This is a genomic window from Streptomyces sp. ME19-01-6 (assembly GCF_033793745.1).
Classification (GTDB): domain Bacteria; phylum Actinomycetota; class Actinomycetes; order Streptomycetales; family Streptomycetaceae; genus Streptomyces.
Genome location: NZ_JARAXF010000009.1, coordinates 149,091 through 170,338, shown reverse-complemented (window position 1 = coordinate 170,338; position 21,248 = coordinate 149,091). Strand labels below are relative to the sequence as shown.

The 21,248-nt window shown below is 70.7% G+C and carries 22 protein-coding genes; 9 read left to right on the top strand and 13 right to left on the bottom strand.

Annotation, left to right across the window (positions count from 1 at the left end; translation table 11 throughout):
• Window position 1 precedes the first annotated feature (1 nt).
• From PV419_RS22345 to PV419_RS22325, 5 genes are read left to right on the top strand one after another with little or no spacing between them, the layout of a single operon-like run.
• Window positions 2–1,690 carry a (2,3-dihydroxybenzoyl)adenylate synthase gene (locus tag PV419_RS22345; RefSeq protein ID WP_319691543.1) on the top strand — a complete coding sequence of 563 codons (1,689 nt, stop codon included), beginning with the start codon at window positions 2–4 and terminating at the stop codon, window positions 1,688–1,690.
• Window positions 1,687–2,772: a cupin domain-containing protein gene (locus tag PV419_RS22340; protein ID WP_319691542.1), complete on the top strand. Its 1,086-nt coding sequence runs from the start codon at window positions 1,687–1,689 to the stop codon at window positions 2,770–2,772. The genes PV419_RS22345 and PV419_RS22340 overlap by 4 nt, the downstream gene beginning before the upstream one ends.
• Window positions 2,773–2,804: 32 nt before the next feature.
• Window positions 2,805–3,638 (top strand): fumarylacetoacetate hydrolase family protein, encoded by an 834-nt coding sequence (locus PV419_RS22335; protein ID WP_319691540.1) that lies wholly within the window; start codon window positions 2,805–2,807, stop codon window positions 3,636–3,638.
• Window positions 3,635–4,354: a maleylpyruvate isomerase family mycothiol-dependent enzyme gene (locus tag PV419_RS22330; RefSeq protein ID WP_319691539.1), complete on the top strand. Its 720-nt coding sequence runs from the start codon at window positions 3,635–3,637 to the stop codon at window positions 4,352–4,354. Before PV419_RS22335 ends, PV419_RS22330 begins: the two co-directional genes overlap by 4 nt.
• 52 nt (window positions 4,355–4,406) lie before the next feature.
• Window positions 4,407–5,156: an alpha/beta fold hydrolase gene (locus PV419_RS22325; RefSeq protein WP_319691537.1), complete on the top strand. Its 750-nt coding sequence runs from the start codon at window positions 4,407–4,409 to the stop codon at window positions 5,154–5,156.
• Between the two features lie 93 nt (window positions 5,157–5,249).
• Here the strand turns inward: PV419_RS22325 and PV419_RS22320 are convergent, their stop codons facing one another.
• The 13 genes from PV419_RS22320 to PV419_RS22260 form a co-directional block, all read right to left on the bottom strand.
• Window positions 5,250–6,713 carry an aldehyde dehydrogenase gene (locus PV419_RS22320; RefSeq protein ID WP_319691536.1) on the bottom strand — a complete coding sequence of 488 codons (1,464 nt, stop codon included), beginning with the start codon at window positions 6,711–6,713 and terminating at the stop codon, window positions 5,250–5,252.
• Window positions 6,713–6,967, bottom strand: coding sequence for an alpha/beta fold hydrolase (locus PV419_RS22315; protein ID WP_319691534.1), 255 nt, complete (start codon window positions 6,965–6,967; stop codon window positions 6,713–6,715). The genes PV419_RS22320 and PV419_RS22315 overlap by 1 nt, the downstream gene beginning before the upstream one ends.
• Window positions 6,964–7,533 carry an alpha/beta fold hydrolase gene (locus tag PV419_RS22310; RefSeq protein WP_319691533.1) on the bottom strand — a complete coding sequence of 190 codons (570 nt, stop codon included), beginning with the start codon at window positions 7,531–7,533 and terminating at the stop codon, window positions 6,964–6,966. The genes PV419_RS22315 and PV419_RS22310 overlap by 4 nt, the downstream gene beginning before the upstream one ends.
• A 13-nt stretch (window positions 7,534–7,546) precedes the next feature.
• Window positions 7,547–8,647 carry an NAD(P)-dependent alcohol dehydrogenase gene (locus PV419_RS22305; RefSeq protein WP_319691531.1) on the bottom strand — a complete coding sequence of 367 codons (1,101 nt, stop codon included), beginning with the start codon at window positions 8,645–8,647 and terminating at the stop codon, window positions 7,547–7,549.
• 149 nt (window positions 8,648–8,796) lie between these two features.
• On the bottom strand, window positions 8,797–10,539 hold the full coding sequence (locus PV419_RS22300) for a sigma-54-dependent Fis family transcriptional regulator (protein WP_319691529.1): 1,743 nt from the start codon (window positions 10,537–10,539) through the stop codon (window positions 8,797–8,799).
• Window positions 10,540–10,592: 53 nt separating this feature from the next.
• Window positions 10,593–11,417, bottom strand: a complete 825-nt coding sequence (locus PV419_RS22295; protein WP_319691528.1) for an alpha/beta fold hydrolase — start codon at window positions 11,415–11,417, stop codon at window positions 10,593–10,595.
• A 28-nt stretch (window positions 11,418–11,445) separates the two neighbouring features.
• Window positions 11,446–12,648: an acetyl-CoA C-acyltransferase gene (locus PV419_RS22290; protein WP_319691527.1), complete on the bottom strand. Its 1,203-nt coding sequence runs from the start codon at window positions 12,646–12,648 to the stop codon at window positions 11,446–11,448.
• Complete coding sequence (locus PV419_RS22285) at window positions 12,645–13,289, bottom strand: CoA transferase subunit B (protein ID WP_319691526.1); 645 nt, start codon at window positions 13,287–13,289, stop codon at window positions 12,645–12,647. The genes PV419_RS22290 and PV419_RS22285 overlap by 4 nt, the downstream gene beginning before the upstream one ends.
• Window positions 13,289–14,071: a CoA transferase subunit A gene (locus tag PV419_RS22280; RefSeq protein ID WP_319691524.1), complete on the bottom strand. Its 783-nt coding sequence runs from the start codon at window positions 14,069–14,071 to the stop codon at window positions 13,289–13,291. The genes PV419_RS22285 and PV419_RS22280 overlap by 1 nt, the downstream gene beginning before the upstream one ends.
• Complete coding sequence (gene catC, locus PV419_RS22275) at window positions 14,071–14,367, bottom strand: muconolactone Delta-isomerase (protein ID WP_319691523.1); 297 nt, start codon at window positions 14,365–14,367, stop codon at window positions 14,071–14,073. The genes PV419_RS22280 and catC overlap by 1 nt, the downstream gene beginning before the upstream one ends.
• Window positions 14,368–14,373: 6 nt before the next feature.
• Window positions 14,374–15,228, bottom strand: coding sequence for a catechol 1,2-dioxygenase (catA, locus tag PV419_RS22270; protein WP_319691521.1), 855 nt, complete (start codon window positions 15,226–15,228; stop codon window positions 14,374–14,376).
• A 30-nt stretch (window positions 15,229–15,258) separates the two neighbouring features.
• A complete protein-coding gene (locus tag PV419_RS22265; protein ID WP_319691520.1) occupies window positions 15,259–16,362 on the bottom strand; it encodes a mandelate racemase/muconate lactonizing enzyme family protein in 1,104 nt (367 codons plus the stop codon).
• A 49-nt stretch (window positions 16,363–16,411) separates the two neighbouring features.
• Window positions 16,412–17,302 (bottom strand): LysR substrate-binding domain-containing protein, encoded by an 891-nt coding sequence (locus PV419_RS22260; protein WP_319691518.1) that lies wholly within the window; start codon window positions 17,300–17,302, stop codon window positions 16,412–16,414.
• Window positions 17,303–17,532: 230 nt separating this feature from the next.
• On the opposite strand from PV419_RS22260, the gene benA reads away from it, so the two are divergent.
• From benA to PV419_RS22240, 4 genes are read left to right on the top strand one after another with little or no spacing between them, the layout of a single operon-like run.
• Window positions 17,533–18,879, top strand: coding sequence for a benzoate 1,2-dioxygenase large subunit (gene benA / locus PV419_RS22255; RefSeq protein ID WP_319691516.1), 1,347 nt, complete (start codon window positions 17,533–17,535; stop codon window positions 18,877–18,879).
• A complete protein-coding gene (benB, locus tag PV419_RS22250; protein ID WP_319691514.1) occupies window positions 18,876–19,397 on the top strand; it encodes a benzoate 1,2-dioxygenase small subunit in 522 nt (173 codons plus the stop codon). The genes benA and benB overlap by 4 nt, the downstream gene beginning before the upstream one ends.
• Window positions 19,398–19,431: 34 nt before the next feature.
• Window positions 19,432–20,466, top strand: a complete 1,035-nt coding sequence (benC, locus tag PV419_RS22245) for a benzoate 1,2-dioxygenase electron transfer component BenC (RefSeq protein ID WP_319691512.1) — start codon at window positions 19,432–19,434, stop codon at window positions 20,464–20,466.
• Window positions 20,463–21,239: a 1,6-dihydroxycyclohexa-2,4-diene-1-carboxylate dehydrogenase gene (locus tag PV419_RS22240; protein ID WP_319691511.1), complete on the top strand. Its 777-nt coding sequence runs from the start codon at window positions 20,463–20,465 to the stop codon at window positions 21,237–21,239. The genes benC and PV419_RS22240 overlap by 4 nt, the downstream gene beginning before the upstream one ends.
• The last annotated feature ends 9 nt before the right edge of the window (window positions 21,240–21,248 follow it).

Below are 21,248 nucleotides of genomic sequence, written 5' to 3'. Positions count from 1 at the left end.
CATGCCGAGGCCCACCAGCAATGGCGCTGTGCCCTGGCCCGCGGAGTACGCCGAGCGCTACACGGCGAAGGGCTACTGGGAGGGCTACGCCATCGGCGACCGGCTCCTGGCCGTCGCCGACGCGAACCCCGAGGCGGTCGCGGTCGTCGACGGCACCCAGCGGCTGACACATCGGCAGCTCGCCGAGCGGGCGGACGCCGCCGCGCTGCGGCTGGCCGCGCTGGGCCTCGGCCCGGACGACCGGCTCGTGGTGCAGCTGCCCAACTCCGTCGAGTTCGCCGTCCTGACGTACGCCTGTCTGCGGCTCGGTGTCATCCCGGTGATGGCCCTGCCCGGCCACCGCGCGCACGAGATCGGCTATCTCGTCGAGCACAGCGAGGCAGTGGCGATCGCGGTCCCGGACTTCCTGAAGGACCACGACCACCAGGCCATGGCGGCCGGGATCGCGGAGCGTTCCGAGACCCTGCGGCACCTCCTCGTCCTCGGCGACAAGATCGGCGACGGGGCCGTCGATCTGCGGGAGCTGTGCGCCGCGCCCGGCACACCTGAGGACCGGGCCGCCGTGGACGCGTACCGGCCCGACAGCCGCTCCATCGCCGTGTTCCTGCTCTCCGGCGGCACCACCGGACTGCCCAAGCTCATCGCCCGCACACACGACGACTACGTCTACAACGCCCGCCGCAGCGCCGAGGTCTGCGACTTCGGCCCCGACACGGTCTACTTCGCGGCCCTGCCCCTCGCGCACAACTTCCCGCTCGCCTGCCCGGGCCTGCTCGGCACGCTGCTGGTCGGCGGACGGGTGGTCCTGGGCTCGCCCAGCCCAAAGAAGGCGTTCGCGCTGATCGAGCGCGAGGGTGTCACCGCGACCGCCGTGGTCCCGGCCGTCGCCCAGCGCTGGCTGGAGTACCGAGAGGACCACCCGGAAGCGGACCTGAGTTCGCTGCGGGTGCTCCAGGTCGGCGGCTCGCGCCTGGCCGACCACGTCGCCCGTCGCGTCCGCCCGGAGCTGGGCTGCACGCTTCAGCAGGTGTTCGGGATGGCTGAAGGACTGCTCAACTACACGCGCCTGGACGACCCGGAGGACGTCATCTGTACGACGCAGGGGCGCCCCATGTGCGAGGACGACGAGCTCCTCGTCGTCGACGAACTGGGCGAGCCGGTGCCCGACGGAACACCCGGTGTCCTGCTCACCCGGGGCCCGTACACACCGCGCGGCTACTACCGTGCCGAGCAGCAGAACGGCCGCGCGTTCACCGAGGACGGCTGGTACCGCACCGGCGACATCGTGCGGCTGCGGCCCGACGGCAACCTCGTCGTCGAGGGCCGCGACAAGGACATGATCATCCGGGGCGGGGAGAACATCTCCGCCGAGGAGATCGAGAACTTCGCCTACCAGACCCCCGGCGTCGCCCGCGCCGCCGCCGTGGCGATGCCCGACGCCCAGCTCGGCGAACGCATCTGCCTCTACGTCGTCCCCGAACCCGGCCGCACGGTGACCCTCGCCGACGTCCATCAGGTCATGGAGCGGGCCGGCACCGCGCGCTTCAAGCTCCCCGACCGGCTGGTCACGGTCCCCGAACTCACCGCCACCAAGGTCGGCAAGATCGACAAGAAGGCACTGCGCGCCGACATCGCCCGCCGCCTGGACGCCGAAGGACTCGACGCCGAAGCCGAAGGAGACGCCCGATGACCATCGACTCAGTCATAGCCCCTCAGGAGACGGACCCCGAACTCCGGAAGCTGTACGACGGCTTCGCCGCGGCCGGTCTCATCCCGCTGTGGACCGAGATCGGCAACCTGATGCCGCTCACCCCGCAGCCGGAAGCGGTACCGCACATCTGGCAGTGGAACACCCTCCTCCCGCTCGCCCGCCGCTCGGGCGACCTGGTGCCGGTCGGGCGGGGCGGTGAGCGCCGGGCGATCGCACTCGCCAACCCGGGTCTGCCGGGACGGCCGTACGCGACTCCCAATCTCTGGGGGGCCGTTCAGTACCTCGGCCCGCGCGAGGTCGCCCCCGCGCACCGCCACTCGCAGGGAGCGTTCCGCTTCATCCTGGAGGGCGAGGGCGTGTGGACGGTCGTCAACGGCGACGCCGTCGAAATGCGCCCCGGAGACCTGCTGCTCACGCCATCGATGCACTGGCACGGCCACCACCACGTCGGCGACGAGCCGATGGTCTGGCTGGACGGCCTCGACATCCCGCTCGTGCACCGACTCGACGCCGGTTTCTTCGAGTTCGGCGAGGACGGGGTGTCCGACCGGTCGACCCCGTCCCGGTCGCGCAACGAGCGGTTGTGGGGCCACCCCGGGCTGCGCCCGATCGCCGCCGAGGAGACCCCCGACTCCCCGCTCATGGCCTACCGCTGGGCCGACACCGACGACGCCCTCACCGCCCAGCTGGACCTGGAGGACGAGGGACACCCCGGCGTCATCGAACCCGGCCACGCCGGCATCCGCTTCACCAACCCCGCCACCGGCCGCGACGCCCTCGCCAGCCTGCGCACGGAGATGCACCGGCTGCGCCCGGGCGCCGCGACCGCCGCCCGCCGCACAGTGGGTTCGTCGGTCTGGCAGGTGTTCCGCGGCAGCGGCACCGTCACCCTCGACGACCGGGTCACCGAGGTCACCCAGGGTGACCTGATCGCCGTGCCGTCCTGGTGCGAGCTGACCATCGAGGCGGCGGACGGCACCGGCCTCGACCTCTTCACCTTCAACGACGCGCCGCTCTACGAGGCGCTCAACCTCGCCCGTACGCAGACCCGTACCCCGTAGCCCCGTACCCAGAGCACCCGGAGTTCCGCCTCATGAAGCTCGCCACCATCCGCACCGCCGACGGCACCGCCGCCGTCCGCATCGACGGCGACCAGGCCGTGGAGGTCGGCGCCCCCGATGTCGCCGCCCTGCTGCGCCGCCCCGACTGGCGCACGCACGCGGCCGCCGCCGATGGCCCGGCCCACGACACCGCGGCCCTCGACCTCGCCCCGGTCGTCACCACCCCGGCCAAGATCTTCTGTGTGGGCCACAACTACCGTACCCACATAGCGGAGATGGGCCGCGAGATGCCGTCCTACCCCGCCCTCTTCGGCAAGTTCGCCAACGTCCTGCTCGGCGCCCGCGACGACATCGCCCACCCCGGCGAGACGCAGCAGCTGGACTGGGAGGCCGAACTCGGCTTCGTCATCGGCTCCCGGCTGCGCCGCCGGGCCACCAAGGAGGAGGCGGCGGCCGCGATCGCCGGCTACACCGTCGTCAACGACATCTCCATGCGGGACTGGCAGTGGCGCACCCCGCAGTGGCTCCAGGGCAAGGCCTGGGAGGCCAGCACCCCGGCGGGCCCCTGGCTGGTCACCGGCGACGAGATCGACGACGCGGCCGACCTGGAGATCCGCCTGGAGGTGGACGGCGAGGTCATGCAGCGCTCGCGCACCTCCGACCTGCTCTTCACGCCGGCCGACATCGCCGCCTACCTCAGCACGTTCACGACGCTGGAGCCGGGCGACCTCGTCCTCACCGGCACCCCCGGCGGGGTCGGTGCGGCCCGTGACCCGAAGGTCTTCCTGAAGCCGGGGCAGGTCGTACGGACCGTGGTCGAGGGCGTCGGCGAGTGCGTGAACACCGTCGTCGAGGAGAAGCCGTGACCACCGTCCCCGTGGGGACACTGCTCAACTGGGCCGAGGAGGGCCAACGGCGGCTGGAGGAGGCGGCCGCCGCACTGCCCGCCCCCGCCGTCGCCGAGCCCTCCGCCCTGCCCGGCTGGACCCGGGGCCACCTCCTCACCCACCTGGCCCGCAACGCCGACGCCCTGGTCAACCTGCTGAACTGGGCCGCGACCGGCGTCCGTACGCCCATGTACGACTCGCCGGACCAGCGGGGAGCAGACATCGAGGCGGGCGCCGACCGTGCGCTCGCCGAGCAGCGGGCCGATCTGCGGGTGTCCGGCGAACGCTTTGCCAAGGCCGCCCGGATGCTGTCCGACGAAGCCTGGCGGGCCACGGTCACCAGCGGCCAGGGCCGCGAGATCCCGGCCGCCGAGGTGCCCTGGCTGAGGGTCCGCGAGGTCTGGCTCCACCTGGTCGACCTCGACGTGGGCGTCGGCATGGAGGCGCTGCCTCCCGAACTGGCCTGGGCCCTGGTCGAGGACGTCGCCGGCTGGATGTCGTCCCGGGTGGGCCCCGACACCGGTGCCGAACTGTCGGCGTACGGCGGTCCGGAGACCGTCGTACTCGGTTCCGCCACACCCCGTACGACGGTCTCCGGACCGCCGTACGCCCTCGCCGCCTGGCTCACCGGCCGGAGCGGCACCGACGACCTGCGCGGCACGGGCGAGTTCCCGAAGCTCCCGCGCTGGCTCTGACCCCGATCAGGGTTGACCCCGATCAGCTGTGACCCGATCAAAGGAGATCGACATGAGCGAGACCAGAGAGACCGGCGAGACCTTCGTCCTCGTCACCGGAGCCTGCCACGGCGGCTGGTCCTGGCGCGCCGTCGCGAACGAGCTGCGAGCCGCCGGACACCAGGTGTACACCCCGACCCTCGCCGGACTGGGCGAGGACGACGACCCGCGCGACGTGACCCTCACCGACTGTGTGAACAGCCTCGTGGACTACGTCGAGCGCGCCGGCCTCAACGACGTGACGCTGGTCGGCCACAGCTGGGGCGGCTACGTGCTGACGGGCGCCGCGCCCCGGCTCGCCTCCCGCCTGAGCCGGCTGGTCTTCTGGAGCGCGTTCGTGCCGAACGACGGCGAGTCGCTGATCGACGCGTGCCCGCCGCACTACGGTGAGATGTTCCGTGCCGTGGCGGCGGCCTCCGGCAACAACGCGGTGACGTTCCCGTTCGAGGTGTTCCAGCAGGCCTTCATGCAGGACGCGGACGAGGAGACGCAGCGGATCGTCCACTCCCTGCTGGTCCCGCAGCCGCTCGGCACCTTCACCGAGAAGCCGGACACGAGCGCGTTCTACGCCCTCGACATCCCCACCGCCTACGTCCTGTCGGAGGAGGACTTCTCCCTCCCCGGCGAGTGGCACTGGGCGGAGCGTTTCCCCCAGCGACTGAAGAACCCGCTGATGATCGAGACCCCCGGCAGCCACGAGGCCCTCTTCACCCGCCCCGCCGAACTCGCCGACGCCTTCGTCCGGGCCTGCGCCGCCCGCTGAACACTGCCGTAAGAGCATTGCCGTAAAACACTGCCGTCCGGCGGCGGGCATCCACTGCCCGCCGCCGGACGTGTTCGTGGGACAGAGTGCAGGTCACAGATACACGGTCTGCGTCTGCTGGTAGGCCGTCAGTCCCTCCGGGCCCAGCTCCCGGCCCAGACCGCTGGCCTTGACGCCGCCGAAGGGGGCCGCCGGGTCCGGGATGTAGCGGTTGACGCCGATCGTGCCGGTGCGGACCCGGTGGGCGACGGCCGCGCCGCGTTCCGGGTCGGCGGTCCATACCGTGCCGCCGAGGCCGAAGTCCGAGTCGTTGGCGATCCGGACCGCGTGGTCGACATCGTCGTACGCGATGAGGGACAGGACCGGGCCGAAGATCTCCTCCTGGGCGATGACGGCGCTGTTGTCGACGTCGGCGAAGACGGTCGGCTGCACGAACCAACCCCTCTCCAGCTCCGCCGGTCGGCCGCCGCCGGTCGTCAGACGGGCGCCCTCGCCACGCCCCTTGGCGATGTACGTCTCGACGCGCTCGCGCTGGCGGGCGGTGGCCAGCGGGCCGATCTGCGTCGCCGGGTCGCTCGCGTCGCCCACCGTGAGAGAGCCCGCCAGTGCCGTGAAGGTGTCCACGACCTCGGCGTAGCGGCTACGCGGGGCGAGGACGCGGGTGCCGAGGAAACAGGTCTGGCCGTTGTTGAGGAGGGTGGAGCCGAACAGGCCCTCGCCGATCTTCGTCAGATCCAGGTCGGCGTCGTCGAGGACGATCGCCGCGGACTTGCCGCCGAGTTCGAGGGTGACCGGGCGCAGCAGGCGTCCGCAGGCCTCGGCGATGGACCGCCCGGCGGGGGTGGAGCCGGTGAAGGCCACCTTGTCGACGGCCGGGTGGGAGACCAGGTAGGCACCCACCTCGCGGTCCGCCGGCAGGATGTTGACGACACCCGCCGGGACCTCCGCCTCCTCGACGGCCTCGGCCAGCAGGTAGGCGTCCAGCACGGTCTCCGGGGACGGCTTGATGACGAGCGTGCAGCCCGCCGCCATCGCGGGCGCGATCTTGAACATGGTCAGGGCCTGCGGGAAGTTCCACGGCACGATGGCCGCGACGACGCCGACCGGCACCCGCCGGACCTCGATCTGGCCGCCGAACAGGCCGGGCCTCGTCTCGTCGAAGGCGGCCTCGCGCGCCAGCGAGGCGTAGTAGCGCAGCACCACGCTCGGATAGCCGATCTCCAGCTGCCGGGCGACCGCGACCGGCATGCCGATCTGGGCGCTGACCCGCTCGACGAAGCCGTCGGCCCGCCGGTCGATCGCGTCGGCGAGACGCTCCATCACTTCGGCTCGCCGCGCGGGTTCCCAGCTCGCCCAGCCGGACGGGTCGTCGAAGGCCCCGCGCGCGGCGGCGACCGCGGCGTCGATGTCGGCCTCGGTGGCCTCCGGCACCTGGCCGAGGGGCTCTTCGGTGCTGGCGTTGACCGGGATGATCGTCCGGCCGGTGGTGGGGCGGACCCACGTACCGCCGATGTAGAAGGTGTCGTAGGTCTTGTAGGTCTCTCGGGCCAGTTCCATTACACGGCTCCTTGGTCGCTCGGGCTTGGGGCTGGGGCGGTCGCTCGGCGTACGGCCGCGGCGAAGGCCTCCGGGGCCTCGACATGCACGAGGTGGCCGGCTCCGGGGATCACCTCGCTGCGGATCGAGGGCACGGCACGGACCAGCCGCCGGTGCAGCTTGTGGAAGAAGGGATTGCTGTTCTCGCTGATCAGGAAGGTGATCGGGGCCTTGATGCCCCGGATGCGGCTGAGCGGCAGGTGCTCGAACATCACCCCGTAGGGGTGCGGGTCGAGTTCCGCCAGGACGTTGCGGGCGTGGGCGAGCAGCCGGTCGCGTTCGTCCTGGGGCGCGCTGTCGCAGACTCTCCCGCCGCCCAGCGGAAGAAGTGCTCGGCTCCTTCCTCCCGCCGTCCGCGCAGCTGGGCCCACTTGGCACGCGCCAGCACACCCGGCAGGGCGGCCGTCGCGTGCCGCAGACCGTGCAGCGGCGGCTCCACGACGATCAGCCGGCGGACCAGGTCGGGGCGGGCGGCGGTGAGCGCGAGGGCGATGTTGCCGCCCGAGCTCCAGCCGAGCACCGTGGCCGGGGCTTTGGCCACCCGTTCGAGCATGGCCGCCGCGTCCGCCACATGGCGCCGGTGGTCGCGCACCGGCGGATGCGCCGACGCCCCGTAGCCGCGCCGGTCGTAGGCGATGACGCGGTGGCCGGCCGCCGCGAGGTCGTCGACGGTCCGGCCCCAGGTCGCGGCCTGGGCCCCGGTGCCGTGGATCAGCAGGAGCGGTTCGCCGGAGCCTCGCTCCTCACAGGCGAGGTCGACTCCCTCGTAGGAGAGGAACACCGGATCCCGCCACTCAGGCGAAGGTCAGGACGGGCTTGAGGGTGGTGCCCTTCTCGGAGTCCTCCACCGCCTGGTTGATGTCCTCGAAGGCGTACGTCTTGATCAGCTTGTCGAAGGGGAAACGGCCCTGCTGGTACAGGTCGACGAGCTTGGGGATGAAGAGGCGCGGCACGCTGTCGCCCTCGACGATGCCGCGCACACTGCGGCCGAAGAGCAGCGAGGACATGTCGAGGGAGGCCTCGGTGCCGAGCGCGGCGGCGCCGATCAGGCCGCAGGTGCCGCCCTGGTTCAGGGCGTCGACGGCCTGCCGCAGGACGGCCGGGACCGCGGTGGTCTCCATGGTGTGGTCGACGCCGAGGCCCCCGGTGAGGTCCCGCAGAGCGGCTACCGTGTCGCCTGCGGCGCCGTTGATGACATGCGTGGCGCCGAGTTCCTTCGCCAGTTCCAGGCGCTGGTCGTTCAGGTCGACGGCGACGATGGTGGTGCAGCCCGCGACGACCGCGGCCATGACGGCGCTGATGCCGACCGAGCCCGCGCCGAAGACGGCGATGCTGCTGCCCGCCGGGGGCTTGAGGGCGTTGAGGACGCCGCCCGCGCCGGTCTGGATGCCGCAGCCCAGCGGGCCGAGCAGCTCCAGGGGCGCGGCCGGGTCCACCTTCACCACGTTGCGCTCGGTGGCGAGGGCGTAGGTGGCGAAGGCCGACTGCCCGAAGAAGACGCCGTGCACGTCGCCCGACTCGCGGTGCAGGGGCGTGCTGCCGTCGGCGCGCGAGCCCGCGAAGTTGTACGCGAAGAACTGGTCGCAGTACGCGGGCCGGCCCTGGGCACACATACGGCAGCCGCCGCAGGAGTTGAAGGTCAGCACGACGTGGTCGCCGGGAGCCACGTACGTGACGCCGTCGCCGACGGCCTCCACGACGCCCGCGCCCTCGTGACCGAGCACGGCCGGAAGCGGTACGGGGTACCACTGGTCGCGGACGATCAGATCGGTGTGGCACACCCCGGAGCTCACGATCCGGACGACGACCTCACCGGGCCGCGGGTCGTCCAGTTCGAGCGGGGCGAGGATGAAGGGGGCGCCTTCGGTCTCGGTCAGTGCGGCTGTGATGCGCATGGTGCGGCTCCTTTGCCGGTGTTCGTCCCAACGGCAAAGTAGGGGCGGGCGCGCACGCCGGACTGTTCAAGTACTGGACACTTCCGGGGTGCCGTGCCGGAGCCCGGCCGGTCCCACATGTCCCACCGGTCCCACTGGTCCTACCCGTCTCATACGGTGATTCGCAGTGCCCGCATGCGGCTGTAGAGCGTCGTCCGGCTGATGCCGAGCCGCTGGGCAGCCCGCAGCTTGTTCCCGTCGTACTCGCGCAACGCGGTCGCGATGGCGTCGTGCTCGGCCCGCTCCAGCGGTGTCATCCTCCGTAGCCGGGGGCTGACCTGGTAGCCCGCCGGCAGGTCACGGAGGGTGACGTCCCCCGCCGAGCGGTGTGCCAGCACGGTACGGACGACGGTGTGGAGTTCTCGCAGGTTGCCGGGCCACGGGTGGCCGGCCAGGGCCCCGAGGGTGGTGGGTGTGAAGCGCACCCGGTCGCCGGCGCCCAGGTCGTCGAGCATGGCCCGCACGAGTGCGGGCAGGTCCTCGGCACGGTCCCGCAGCGCGGGCAGCGCGATCTGGGTGGGGCAGTCGGCGGCGAGGGCCGCCGCGTAGCCGGTGAGCTCGGTGAGCGGGGCTCCGGTGAGGGCGATCCGCCCGGGTGCGCGCTCCATGAGGCGCCGCAGCCGAGCCGCGCAGGCGTCGGACAGCAGGTGGACGTCCTCCACGAGCAGCAGCTCGGGCGCTTCCCCCACGGCGGCCTCGAACGAGGCCAGCCAGGCGGTCTCGCCGAGGGCGGCCGCCTCCGAGGCGTCGAATGCGCGGATCCGGTCCCGGGTGTCGCCGATCCGGTCCGGCCCTGCGCCGATCCTGGTCGCCTTCCTGTCGTGACCTCCGGCCAGTGACCTGGCCGTCGTCGTCCGTCCGGTGCCGGGTGCGCCGCCGATGTACACCGGCGCGCCGGGCAGGAGGCCCGCGGTCGTCGCGGGCCGCGGGATCCGTATCCGCGGGGTGCCTCGGCCGTGTGCGGGGCAGGCCTCACCCTGGGCGGTGAACTCGAACAGGACTCCGTCCGCTCCCGGGTTGACGGCCCGGAACCGCACGTGGACCGACTGCCCCGAGGAGAGCTCGATCGACTGCGCGGCGTGCGGCTCGTGGAGCCTGCCCAGGCCGCTTCCGGACAGGCCGCCCGCCAGCTCGCGCAGCCGGATGTGGTCGACGGGATCGAGCAGTTCCACGGCCGCGGGGTTCGCCAGCACCACGCCTTCACCGAGTACCAGCACCGGACGGCTGCGTCCGGCCGCGGTCATCTGGAAGGCGGCGAGCATCCGCTGCTCGGCACGGCGGGCGGTCTGCAGCAGCCGTTCCTCGATGTCGTGCGCCGCCCGGGCGAGGAAGGGGCCCAGCAACGGGGAGTCGTCCGCGGACAGGCAGGTGATGTCGAGGACGCCCTCGAGCCTGCGGGTCACGGGGTGCCTGATCGGGTGCCCGTAGCAGCTGAACTGCTTGAACGCCTCCAGGTAGTGCTCGTCGCCGTGCACCGCGAGCCCGCGCCGCAGTTCATACACCGTGGCGATGGAGTTGGTCCCGGTCGTCTCCTCCATGAACACCCCGCCGGTCACCACGCCCAGCGCCGCCAGCCGGTCGCGGAGCCGCCGGGCTCCGTCGGGCATGTCCACGATCCTCGACTCCCGGTCCGCGAGCATGACGCAGAAGGCCGCGTCACCGAGCTGGCCGGCGAGCTCCGCCAGGACCGGCTGGGCGGCGGCGACGAGGCGACTGCGCCGGTCCACCGCGTCCGGTTCGACGCGCAGGTCCGGCGCCGCGGGCCCGAGACCGCTCATCCGGCAGCGGCGCCAGGACAGCGCGATCTCCGGCCGCAGGTCGGCGTCGCGTGGTGCGGTGTCGGTGGGGCTCATGGCGGCCTCCGGCGGTGGTGCGTGCGTGGTACGTGAGTGGGAAGTATGGGACCTCAGGTCCGGTTCTGGGAGGAAGTGTGAGGTACGCGGGTCGCTGCCAGGAAGGGGTGGAGCGCGAGCTCCACCTTCCGGGGCTCCTCCAGCGCGAGGTGTCCGCAGCCGACCGTCGTCAGAGTGGCACCGGGGATGCCGCCGGCGAGTTCCCGGGCGTGGTGCAGCGGGGTGGCGACATCCTGGGTGCCGCCGATGACCAGGGTCGGTGCCTTGATACGGCGCAGATCCGCGCGCAGGTCGTAGGCGGCGAGGGCGTCGCAGCAGGCCGCGTAGCCCGCGGGGTCGGTGTCCGCGAGGTTCTGGAGGAGGGCCCGCCCGACGGGGGTGCCGGCCGTGCCCGGATCGGCGAACCAGCGGCCCGGGCTGGCGGCGAGCAGCGGTCCCATGCCCTTCAGCCGTACCGACTCGGCACGCTCCCGCCAGGGCTGCGGCTCCCCGAAGCGGGCGGACGTGCACAGCAGGACCAGCGAGGCGATCCGCTCGGGACACCGGACCGCGAGCTGTGCCCCGATGGCGCCGCCCAGGGAGATGCCCGCGTAGTGGAACCGGTCCCGGCCGTGGAAGTCCACGAGGTCGAGCACCAGCGACGCAAGGTCCTCGACCGTTGTGCTGCCGGGCTCAGGGTCACCCAGCAGCTCGGCCGGCGAACCGCCGTGACCGGGGAGGTCGAAGCGCAGCACGCGGTGGTCGGCGGCGAGGGCGGGCAGATACGCGTCCCAGATCGCCGTCGAGGTGCCCAGAGACGGGCCCAGCACCAGCAACGGCGCGTCGGCCGGGCCGTCGGCCCGGTGATGCGGCAGGCGGGAGGGAGGAGAGGGGCTCACTTCGGCTCCTGCGCACATGTGGGATCAGTCAGCGTTCGAGGACGAGGGCGAGGCCCTGGCCCACGCCGATGCAGAGGGTGGCGACGCCGACTCCGCCGCCCTTGCGGGCCAGCTGGTGGGCGACGGTGCCGGCGAGACGGGCACCGGAGGCGCCCAGCGGGTGGCCGAGGGCGATGGCGCCGCCCTGCGGGTTGAGGATCGCCGGGTCGAACTCGGGCCATTCGGCCACACATCCCAGCACCTGGGCGGCGAAGGCCTCGTTCAGCTCCAGTACGGACAGATCATCAAATCCCTTGCGCGCCTTGGCGAGAGCGCGGTTGACGGCCTCCACGGGGGCGAGGCCGAAGTAGTGCGGGTCGACGGCGTGGACGCCGGTCGCGCTGATACGGGCCAAGGGCTCGCGGCCAACCGCCCTGAGACCCTCCTCATCGACCAGGAGCAACGCGGCGGCACCGTCGTTGAGCGGCGAGGCGTTGCCGGCCGTGACCGTGCCGTTCTCCGTGCGGAAGGACGGCTTGAGCTTGGCCATCGCCTCCAACGACGCATCCGGCCGTACGCTCTCGTCCGCACCGAAGACGACCGGCTCACCCTTCCGCTGAGGGATCGACACCGGCGCGAGCTCGGCGTCGAACAGACCCGCCGCCTGGGTTCTGGCCGCCTTCTGATGCGAGGCCAGCGCGAACTCGTCCTGCTGCTCACGCCCGATCTTGTGCTTCTCGGCGATCAGCTCGGCCGACTCACCCAGCGGGACGGTCCACTGCGGCTCCATCCTCGGGTTGACCATGCGCCAGCCCAGCGTGGTCGAGTACAGCTCGGCATGCCCGGCCGGGAAGGGACGGTCGCTCTTGGGCAGCACGTACGGCGCCCGGGTCATCGACTCCACGCCGCCCGCCACGGCGATGGAGGCGTCCCCGACCGCGATGGCGCGGGCCGCCTGGATCACCGCCTCCAGGCCCGACGCGCACAGCCGATTGACGGTCACGCCCGGCACCGTGGTCGGCAGGCCGGCGAGCAGGCCGGCCATGCGGCCGACGTTGCGGTTCTCCTCACCGGCGCCGTTGGCGTTGCCGAAGTAGACGTCCTCGATCCGCGCCGGATCCAATTCCGGCGTACGGACCAGGAGTTCACGGATGGCGTGGGCGGATAGATCGTCCGGACGGACACCCGCGAGGCCGCCGTTGTAGCGGCCGATCGGGGTACGGACGGCGTCGACGATGTAGACGGTGTTCACAGCAGATGCTCCGCGACGGTCAGTTTTGCATCGGTCTTGGCGGTGATCTCGTCAACGGTCACACCGGGCGCGGTCTCGGTGAGCAGCAGACCGTCCTGGGTCACGTCGAGCACGCCGAGGTCGGTGATGATCCGGTTCACGCACGCCTCGCCGGTGAGCGGCAGCGCGCACTCGGTGAGGATCTTCGGGGAGCCGTCCTTGGCGGTGTGGGTCATCACCACGATGACCGTGCGGGCGCCGTGCACGAGGTCCATCGCCCCGCCGATCCCGGTGATCATCTTGCCGGGGATGGCCCAGTTGGCCAGGTCGCCGGTCTCGGAGACCTGCATGGCACCCAGCACGGCGACGTCGATGTGCCCGCCGCGGATCATCCCGAAGGACAGCGCCGAGTCGAAGAAGGACGCCCCCGGCAGCACCGTCACCGTCTCCTTCCCGGCGTTGATCAGGTCCGGGTCGACCTGGTCCTCGATCGGGTAGGGGCCGGTGCCCAGGATGCCGTTCTCCGACTCCAAGATCACCTCGACGCCCGGCGGGAGGTAGTTGGGGATCAGGGTCGGCAGACCGATGCCGAGATTGACGTACTGGCCGTCCTCCAGCTCGCGCGCCGCCCGCGCGGCCATCTCTCCCCGCGTCCACGCCATCAGTTGCTCACTGTCCCTCGTGCCGGAGGCGCGGAAATCGTGCGCTGTTCGATGCCCTTGTCGGTGGCCTGCGCGGGGGTGAGGGCCACCACCCGCTGCACGAAGATCCCCGGCAGATGCACCGCGTCCGGCTCGATCTCGCCGGGCTCCACCAGCTCCTCCACCTCGGCGATCGTCACCCGGCCCGCCATCGCCGCGAGGGGGTTGAAGTTCCGGGTGGACTTGTTGAAGACCAGGTTTCCGTGCCGGTCGCCCTTGGCCGCCCGTACGAGGGCGAAGTCGGTGCGGATCCCGTGCTCCAGTACGTATTCCACGCCGTCGAACTCCCGCACCTCCTTCGGCGGCGAGGCGAGCGCGACGCCGCCGGAGCCGTCGTAGCGCCAGGGCAGCCCGCCGTCGGCGACCTGGGTGCCCACGCCGGCCGGGGTGAAGAACGCGGGGATGCCGGCGCCGCCGGCCCGCAGCCGCTCGGCCAGCGTGCCCTGGGGGATCATCTCGACCTCGAGCTCGCCGGACAGGTACTGGCGGGCGAACTCCTTGTTCGCGCCGATGTAGGAGCCGGTCACCCGGGCGATCCGCCCGGCGGACAGCAGCACCGCGAGGCCGGAGTCCATCGCCCCGCAGTTGTTCGAGACGACACTCACCCCGGCGACCCCCCGCTCGTACAGCGCCTGGATCAGCACGTTCGGCACACCGCTCAGCCCGAAGCCGCCCACCGCGAGCGACGTGCCGTCCGGCACATCGGCCACCGCCTCCAGGGCCGTGGAAACCAGCTTGTCCATCAGGCCACGACCTCACCGGCGGCCAGGTCGGACGGGTGCTGGGCCAGGGGTGTCACGCCGATCCGCAGATAGGGGAAGAGCGGAAGGCCCCACAGCACGCGGTGCAGCTCCTCGTTGTCCTCGACGTCGAAGACGCTGATGTTGGCGTACTGCCCGGCGCACCGCCAGATGTGCACCCAGGTGCCCGACTTCTGCAGTTCCTGGCAGTACGCCTTCTCGCGCGCCACCAGCTCCGCGCGAACCCCGGAATCGAGGTCGCGCGGAATCTCGACGTCCATCCGTACCGCGAACAGCACCGCGCATCACGCCTTGTCGAGGACGAAGTCGTACGTGACCTCGTGGCCGTTGCCGTCCGCGGCGGGTCCGGGGGCGAGGATGAGTTCGGGCTTCACGGCCGAGGCGATGTCGTCCTCGACGTGGCTGCCGCCCTGGAAGTAGAGCTGGGTGGTGATGAGCTGGTGGCCCGGTGCCGACACCTTCAGGTGCAGGTGGGCGGGGCGCCACGCGTGCCAGCCGGCGGCGGCGATGAGCCTGCCGCACGAGCCGTCCGTCGGGATCTGGTAGGGCGCGGGCTCGATGGTGCGGATCCAGAAGTGGCCGGTGTCGTCGGCGACCACCGTGCCCCGCAGGTTCCACTCGGGCAGACCGGGTGCGAACTGGGCGTAGTAGCCGTCGTTGTCCGCGTGCCAGATCTCGACCGTGGCTCCCGCCAATGGCGTTCCGTCCACGCCGGTGACCTGGCCCTGGAAGAGCAGCGGGGTCCCTGCTTCGTCGTCGCGCATGGGCAGGGTCGCCTCGGCGGGCAGGCGCGGTGAGTCGCCGACGTAGTACGGGCCCTCGATGGTGCCCTTGCTGCCCTCGCGGTTCTCGTTCGCGACCTCCTCCACGACGTGCTCCAGCCACACGTCGAGGAAGAGCGGCCATTCGCCGTCCTCGCCGACCTGGATCAGCCACGACTTGAGCACGTCGTACTCGGCGTAACTGACCTTGTGCCGACGGATGATGTCATGGGTTGCGGCGAGGAGTTCGGAGACCAGGGTGTCGACCCGCTTGGTGTCGACGTCCACGCCCTCGGTCCGCTGCTTGCTGCGGAACTGCTCGGTGGCGGCTGCTCCGGACGCGGCTGCGGTGGCCTGCTCGGTGATGATGTCGGTCATGTCGTCCCGTCTTTCCTGTGTAGGGGTGTGTCAGCGGTCCCGGCGGTAGCGGGCCAGCTTGTCGGGGTCGATGTCGATGCCGAGTCCGGCTCCCTCGCGGATGCGCAGGGTGCCGTCCTTGATGCTCAGTGGCTCGGTGAGGAGGTCGTCGGTCATGTCGAGGAAGTTCGACAGCTCGCCGGCGTGCCGGGTGGTCGTGCGGTGGGCGGCGCCGAAGGCGACCGCGCACAACGTGCCGATCTGGCCATCGATCTGATTACCCAGCATCACCTCCACGCCCAGTCCCTCGCACTCGTGCAGCACACGCTGGGAGGCGGTGAAGCCGGTGCGGGCGGTCTTGATGCTGATGGCGGTGGCGGATCCGCCGAGCAGTTCGCGGGTCACCTCGGCGGCGCGGGTGGCACTCTCGTCGGCGATGAAGGGGACGGGGCTCTGCGCGACCAGCCAGCGGCGCCCCAACACGTCGTCGGCGGGGCAGAGTTCCTCGGCAAAGGTCAGGCCGAGGCCGTCCATCTCGCGCAACGCGCGGGCCGAGTCGGAGGCACTCCAGCCGCGGTTGCCGTCGATATAGAGCTCGACGTCCGGGCCGAGGGCCTCACGCAGCGCATGGCAGGCCTTGACGTCCTCGGTGTAGGGCTGCCGTCCGACCTTCACCTTGAAGGTGGTGATGCCGTACGTGTCCCGGATCCGTTCCGCCTCGGCGACCATCTCCTCGGCGGGCGCGAATCCGACCATGTGGCTCACCCGCATACGGTCGGTGTAGCCGCCGAGCAGTCCGGACACCGGCATGCCCGCGGCCTGGCCGAGGATGTCCCACAGGGCCATGTCGACGGCGGCCTTGGCGGTCGGGTTGGCGACGGTCCGGTCGAGCTTCTCGTGCACCGCCTCCCGCTCCAGGGCGGTTAGTCCCAGGATCTGCGGCGCGAAGATCCTTTCGATCACCGCGACGATCGACTCCTGGGTCTCGCCGTAGGTGTACGGCCGCGGCGGCGCCTCGGCGGTCCCCGTCAGGCCCTCGTCCGTATGCACCCGCACCAGGACATGGTCGGCGGTATGCACCTCACCACTGGCGAATTTCAGCGGCTTCGCGTAGGGAATGGCAAAGGGAATTGCCTCCACCTTGACGATCTTCATGCCACTCCTTCACGTCCTTCAAGTCCCGCACGTCTTCGCGTCCTTCAAGTCATTCAAGAAACACGTCGTTCCGCTCCAGCACTTTCAGGAGATTCCGCAGCAGCGGCGACTCGTCGTCCTCGCGCCAGGCCAGATCCAGCCGGACGGACAGCGCGTCCTCGATCTCCCGGCACAGCACCCCCTCGCGGGGCGCGGAGCGGATCGAGTCCGGGAGCACGGCGACGCCGAGTCCCGCGGCGACCAGCGCCAGGGCGGCCGAGGTCTCGGTGACCTCGTACGCGGGGTGCGGGTAGAAACCGGAGGCAAGACAGCTGCGTACCACCGCGTCGTTGACGACGGAGCCGAGCGCGGCGGCGTACATGATGAAGTTCTCGTGCCGCAACTGCTCCACGCGCACCGAGTCGGCCTCTGCGAGCCAGTGCTCCTCAAGCACGGCCACGACCAGCGGTTCGGCGGCGACGGTGCGGTGGGCGATCCCCTCCTGCCGCACCGGCGGGCGCAGTACGCCGACGTCGAGACGGCGCTCCAGCAGCCCCGCTTCCTGGGCGGGCGTGAGCATCTCGGTGTGCACCTCCAGCATCACTTGCGGCATCTCCCGTTTCAGCAGCCGTGCCAGCGCGGGCAGTTGTCGGTACGACGCCGATCCCGTCAGGCCGATCCGGAGCACTCCCTCCGCCCCGGAGGCAAAGCGCCCGGCCCTGGCCACCGCGTCGTCGACGGCCTTGAGGATGCGCTCCACATCGGTGCGGAACACCTCGCCCGCGCCGGTCAGGGTGACCTGCCGAGTGGTGCGGGTGAACAACTTCACGCCCAGTTCCGACTCCAGGCGACGGATCGCCTGGGAGAGCGGGGGCTGAGCCATGTGCAGGTGTTCCGCGGCCCTGCCGAAATGGCGTGTCTCGGCGACGGCTGCGAAATACCGAAGGTGCCTGAGTTCCATCGGGCTGCCCCCATCCGGTTCCGGGGCCCTCGAATGCGGCCCAGCGTAGGGAGCGATCCCCATACACCACAAATACCTGGTTGCAGCGTATTGAGACGCCGGAGATATCAATACCCCCCTGGGTCAACCCTGGGGAAATGCCTGGGGCCGACCTTTCACCGCGATGCCATGGTGCTGAAAAACAGCCGTAACAAGGAAGCAGCCGTAACAAGGAATCGGAGGGACGGACCATGGCCGAAGCCCGCAGCCGTGCGCGAACCATCCTCGACGACGCTCTCGTGGAGGATCCGGGCAGCGGTGTGTACCGGGTCCGCCGGAGCGTCTTCACCGACGAGGAGCTCTTCGAGCTGGAGATGAAACACATCTTCGAGGGGAACTGGGTCTACCTCGCGCACGAGAGCCAGCTCCCGGAGAACGGGGACTACTTCACGACGTACATCGGCCGGCAGCCCGTCGTCATCTCCCGCGACAAGCAGGGCGAGCTGCACTGCCTGATCAACGCGTGCAGCCACCGCGGCGCCATGCTGTGCCGCAGGAAGACCGACAACCGCACCACCTTCACCTGCCCGTTCCACGGCTGGACCTTCAACAACAGCGGCAAGCTGCTGAAGGTGAAGGACCCGCGCGAGGCCGGCTACCCCGAGCAGTTCAACACCGACGGCTCGCACGACCTCACCAAGGTCGCCCGCTTCGAGAACTACCGCGGCTTCCTCTTCGGCAGCCTCAACCCGGACGTCAAGCCTCTCACCGAGCACCTGGGCGACGCGGCGGTCGTCATCGACATGATCGTCGACCAGTCCCCGGAGGGCCTGGAGGTACTGCGCGGCTCGTCGACGTACCACTACGACGGCAACTGGAAGCTCCAGGCCGAGAACGGCGCCGACGGCTACCACGTCTCCGCCACCCACTGGAACTACGCGGCCACCCAGGCCCGCCGCACGTCCGGCGAGTCCAAGAACGACACCAAGACGATGGACGCGGGCGGCTGGTCCAAGCAGAAGGGCGGCTTCTACTCCTTCGACCACGGCCATCTGCTGCTGTGGACCAAGTGGCTCGACCCCGCCAACCGCCCGCTGTACGACAGGCGTGACGAACTGGCGGCCGAGTTCGGCGCCGAGAAGGCCGACTGGATGATCGGCGTCTCCCGCAATCTGTGCCTGTACCCGAACGTCTACCTGATGGATCAGTTCAGCTCGCAGATCAGGCATTTCCGGCCCATCTCCGTTGACAAGACCGAGGTGACCATCTACTGCATCGCCCCCAAGGGCGAGCCGGCCGAGGACCGCGCGCGGCGCATCCGCCAGTACGAGGACTTCTTCAACGCCACCGGCATGGCCACCCCGGACGACCTGGAGGAGTTCCGCTCCTGCCAGAAGACCTACCTGGCCGAGTCGATGCCCTGGAACGACCTCAGCCGTGGCGCCGTGCACCAGATCGACGGCCCGGACGAGGACGCGAAGAAGATCGGCATCAACCCGATCGCCAGCGGAGTGCGCACGGAGGACGAGGGGCTCTACCCCATCCAGCACGGCTACTGGCTGCAGACCCTGCGCGAGGCCCTGGAGGCGGCGAAGTGACCACGGCAACCGAGACCGTCACGCTCGAAAGCGTCACGCTGGAGGGCATCCGGCAGTTCCTCTACCGCGAGGCCCGCCACCTCGACGACCGCGAGTTCGAGCAGTGGCTGGAGTGCTACCACCCGGACGCCGACTTCTGGATGCCCGCCTGGGCCGACGACGACCGGCTCACCACCGACCCGCAGCGCGAGATCTCGCTCGTCTACTACCCGAGCCGGGCGGGCCTGGAGGACCGGGTCTTCCGCATCCGCACCGACCGCTCCAGCGCGACGAGCCTGCCCGAACCGCGCACCGGCCACAACATCACCAACGTCGAGATCACCGGCCGGGACGGCGACCTGGTGGACGTGCGCTTCAACTGGTTCACGCTCTACTACCGCTACCAGACGGTCGACACGTACTTCGGCACGTCCTTCTACCGGATCGACCTCTCGGGCCCGGACCCGCTGATCATCAGCAAGAAGGTCGTCCTGAAGAACGACTACGTGCACCACATCGTCGACATCTACCACGTGTGAGCCGGCCGCCCCACGACTTGAAATGAGCAAGACCATGTCCTTCCAGGTCGCCCTGAACTTCGAGGACGGCATTACCCGGTTCGTCGAGTGCCGACCGGACGAGACCGTCGCCGAAGCCTCGTACAAGGCCCGCATCAACATCCCCCTCGACTGCCGCGACGGCGCCTGCGGCACCTGCAAGTCGCTGTGCGAGTCCGGCCGTTACGACGGCGGCGACTACATCGACGAGGCGCTGACCGACGACGAGGCGGTGTTCGGCTACTGCCTGCCCTGCCAGATGACCCCGCAGAGCGACCTGGTCCTGCGCATCCCGACCTCCTCGGCCGCCGCGAAGACCGCCGCGGCCACCCACACCGCCACGCTCGCCGCCGTCAAGCGCCACTCCGCGAGCACGGTCGAGTTCGCGCTCGACGTCGATGACCGGGAGGGACTGGACTTCCTGCCCGGCCAGTACGTCAACATCACCGTCCCCGGCACCGACCAGACCCGCTCGTATTCCTTCAGCTCCGGCCCGGATCAGCACCAACTCTCCTTCCTGGTACGGATCGTGGAGGGCGGCGCAATGTCCGGCTACCTCACCGATCGCGCCCGGGTCGGCGACCGGATCGAGTTCACCGGCCCGATGGGCAGCTTCTACCTGCGGGAACTCACCCGTCCCGCCCTGCTGTTGGCGGGCGGCACCGGCCTCGCACCCCTGCTGTCGATGCTCGAACGGCTCGTACGGCAATCGGTCGCGCACTCGGTCCACCTCCTCTACGGAGTCACCACCGACCAGGACCTCGTCCACCTGGACACCCTGGAGGACTATGCGGAGGTCATCCCTGGCTTCACGGTCGACCACTGCGTGGCCGACCCGGCGAGCGGCGCGCGCAACAAGGGTTTCGTCACCGGTCTGATCGATGCCGGGACGCTGTACGACGGTGACGTGGACGTCTATCTGTGCGGGCCGCCCGCCATGGTCGAGGGAGTGCGCGGCCACATCGCGTCCCTCGGCGTGAGCCCGGCGACCTTCCACTACGAGAAGTTCACGCCGGCGGCCGCTTCGGCAGTGGTGGGGGCGGCGCGGTGACCTCGGTGCACATCGACCGGTTCGCCGGGAAGAAGGCCGTGGTCACGGGCGCGGCGCAGGGCATCGGACTCGCGGTCGCCCGGCGACTGAGCGCCGAGTCGGCGGATCTCGTCCTGGTGGACCGCTCCGAGACGGTCCGGGACGCGGCCGAGGAGTTGAAGGCCCACGCGGTCCAAGCCGATCTGGAGACCTATGAAGGCGCGCAGTCGGCGATCGCCGAGGCCCTGGCACGACTCGGCCGGATCGACGTCCTGGTCAACAACGTGGGCGGCACCATCTGGGCCAAGCCCTACGAGCACTACGCGCCCGACGAGATCCAGGCCGAGATCCAGCGCTCCCTCTTCCCCACGCTCTGGACGTGCCGCGCCGTCCTGCCCTCGCTCGTCGAGCAGCGCTCGGGCACCATCGTCAACGTGTCCTCGGTGGCCACCCGCGGCGTCAACCGCATTCCCTACGCGGCGGCCAAGGGCGGCATCAACGCCCTCACCGCCTCCCTCGCGCTGGAGACCGCACCGTACGGCATCCGCATCGTCGCCACCGCCCCCGGCGGCACGGACGCGCCTGTCCGCCGCGTCGCCCGGGGACCCGCTCCCCGCACCGACCAGGAGAAGGCCTGGTACCAGCAGATCATCGACCAGACCGTCGCCTCGTCCCTGATGCAGCGGTACGGATCGGTGGACGAGCAGGCCGCCGCGATCGCCTTCCTGGCCTCCGACGAGGCGTCCTACATCACGGGCACGGTCCTTCCCGTCGCCGGTGGAGACCTCGGTTGACCGTTCCCC

Coding starts and splice junctions, on each gene's coding strand:
- PV419_RS22340 (WP_319691542.1), top strand. CDS start 1,687: ATGACCATCGACTCAGTCATAGCCCCTCAGGAGACGGACCCCGAACTC.
- PV419_RS22325 (WP_319691537.1), top strand. CDS start 4,407: ATGAGCGAGACCAGAGAGACCGGCGAGACCTTCGTCCTCGTCACCGGA.
- benA (WP_319691516.1), top strand. CDS start 17,533: ATGGCCGAAGCCCGCAGCCGTGCGCGAACCATCCTCGACGACGCTCTC.
- PV419_RS22280 (WP_319691524.1), bottom strand. CDS start 14,071: ATGGACAAGCTGGTTTCCACGGCCCTGGAGGCGGTGGCCGATGTGCCG.
- PV419_RS22335 (WP_319691540.1), top strand. CDS start 2,805: ATGAAGCTCGCCACCATCCGCACCGCCGACGGCACCGCCGCCGTCCGC.
- benC (WP_319691512.1), top strand. CDS start 19,432: ATGTCCTTCCAGGTCGCCCTGAACTTCGAGGACGGCATTACCCGGTTC.
- PV419_RS22305 (WP_319691531.1), bottom strand. CDS start 8,647: ATGCGCATCACAGCCGCACTGACCGAGACCGAAGGCGCCCCCTTCATC.
- catA (WP_319691521.1), bottom strand. CDS start 15,228: ATGACCGACATCATCACCGAGCAGGCCACCGCAGCCGCGTCCGGAGCA.
- PV419_RS22300 (WP_319691529.1), bottom strand. CDS start 10,539: ATGAGCCCCACCGACACCGCACCACGCGACGCCGACCTGCGGCCGGAG.
- PV419_RS22345 (WP_319691543.1), top strand. CDS start 2: ATGCCGAGGCCCACCAGCAATGGCGCTGTGCCCTGGCCCGCGGAGTAC.
- PV419_RS22320 (WP_319691536.1), bottom strand. CDS start 6,713: ATGGAACTGGCCCGAGAGACCTACAAGACCTACGACACCTTCTACATC.
- PV419_RS22285 (WP_319691526.1), bottom strand. CDS start 13,289: ATGGCGTGGACGCGGGGAGAGATGGCCGCGCGGGCGGCGCGCGAGCTG.
- PV419_RS22265 (WP_319691520.1), bottom strand. CDS start 16,362: ATGAAGATCGTCAAGGTGGAGGCAATTCCCTTTGCCATTCCCTACGCG.
- PV419_RS22260 (WP_319691518.1), bottom strand. CDS start 17,302: ATGGAACTCAGGCACCTTCGGTATTTCGCAGCCGTCGCCGAGACACGC.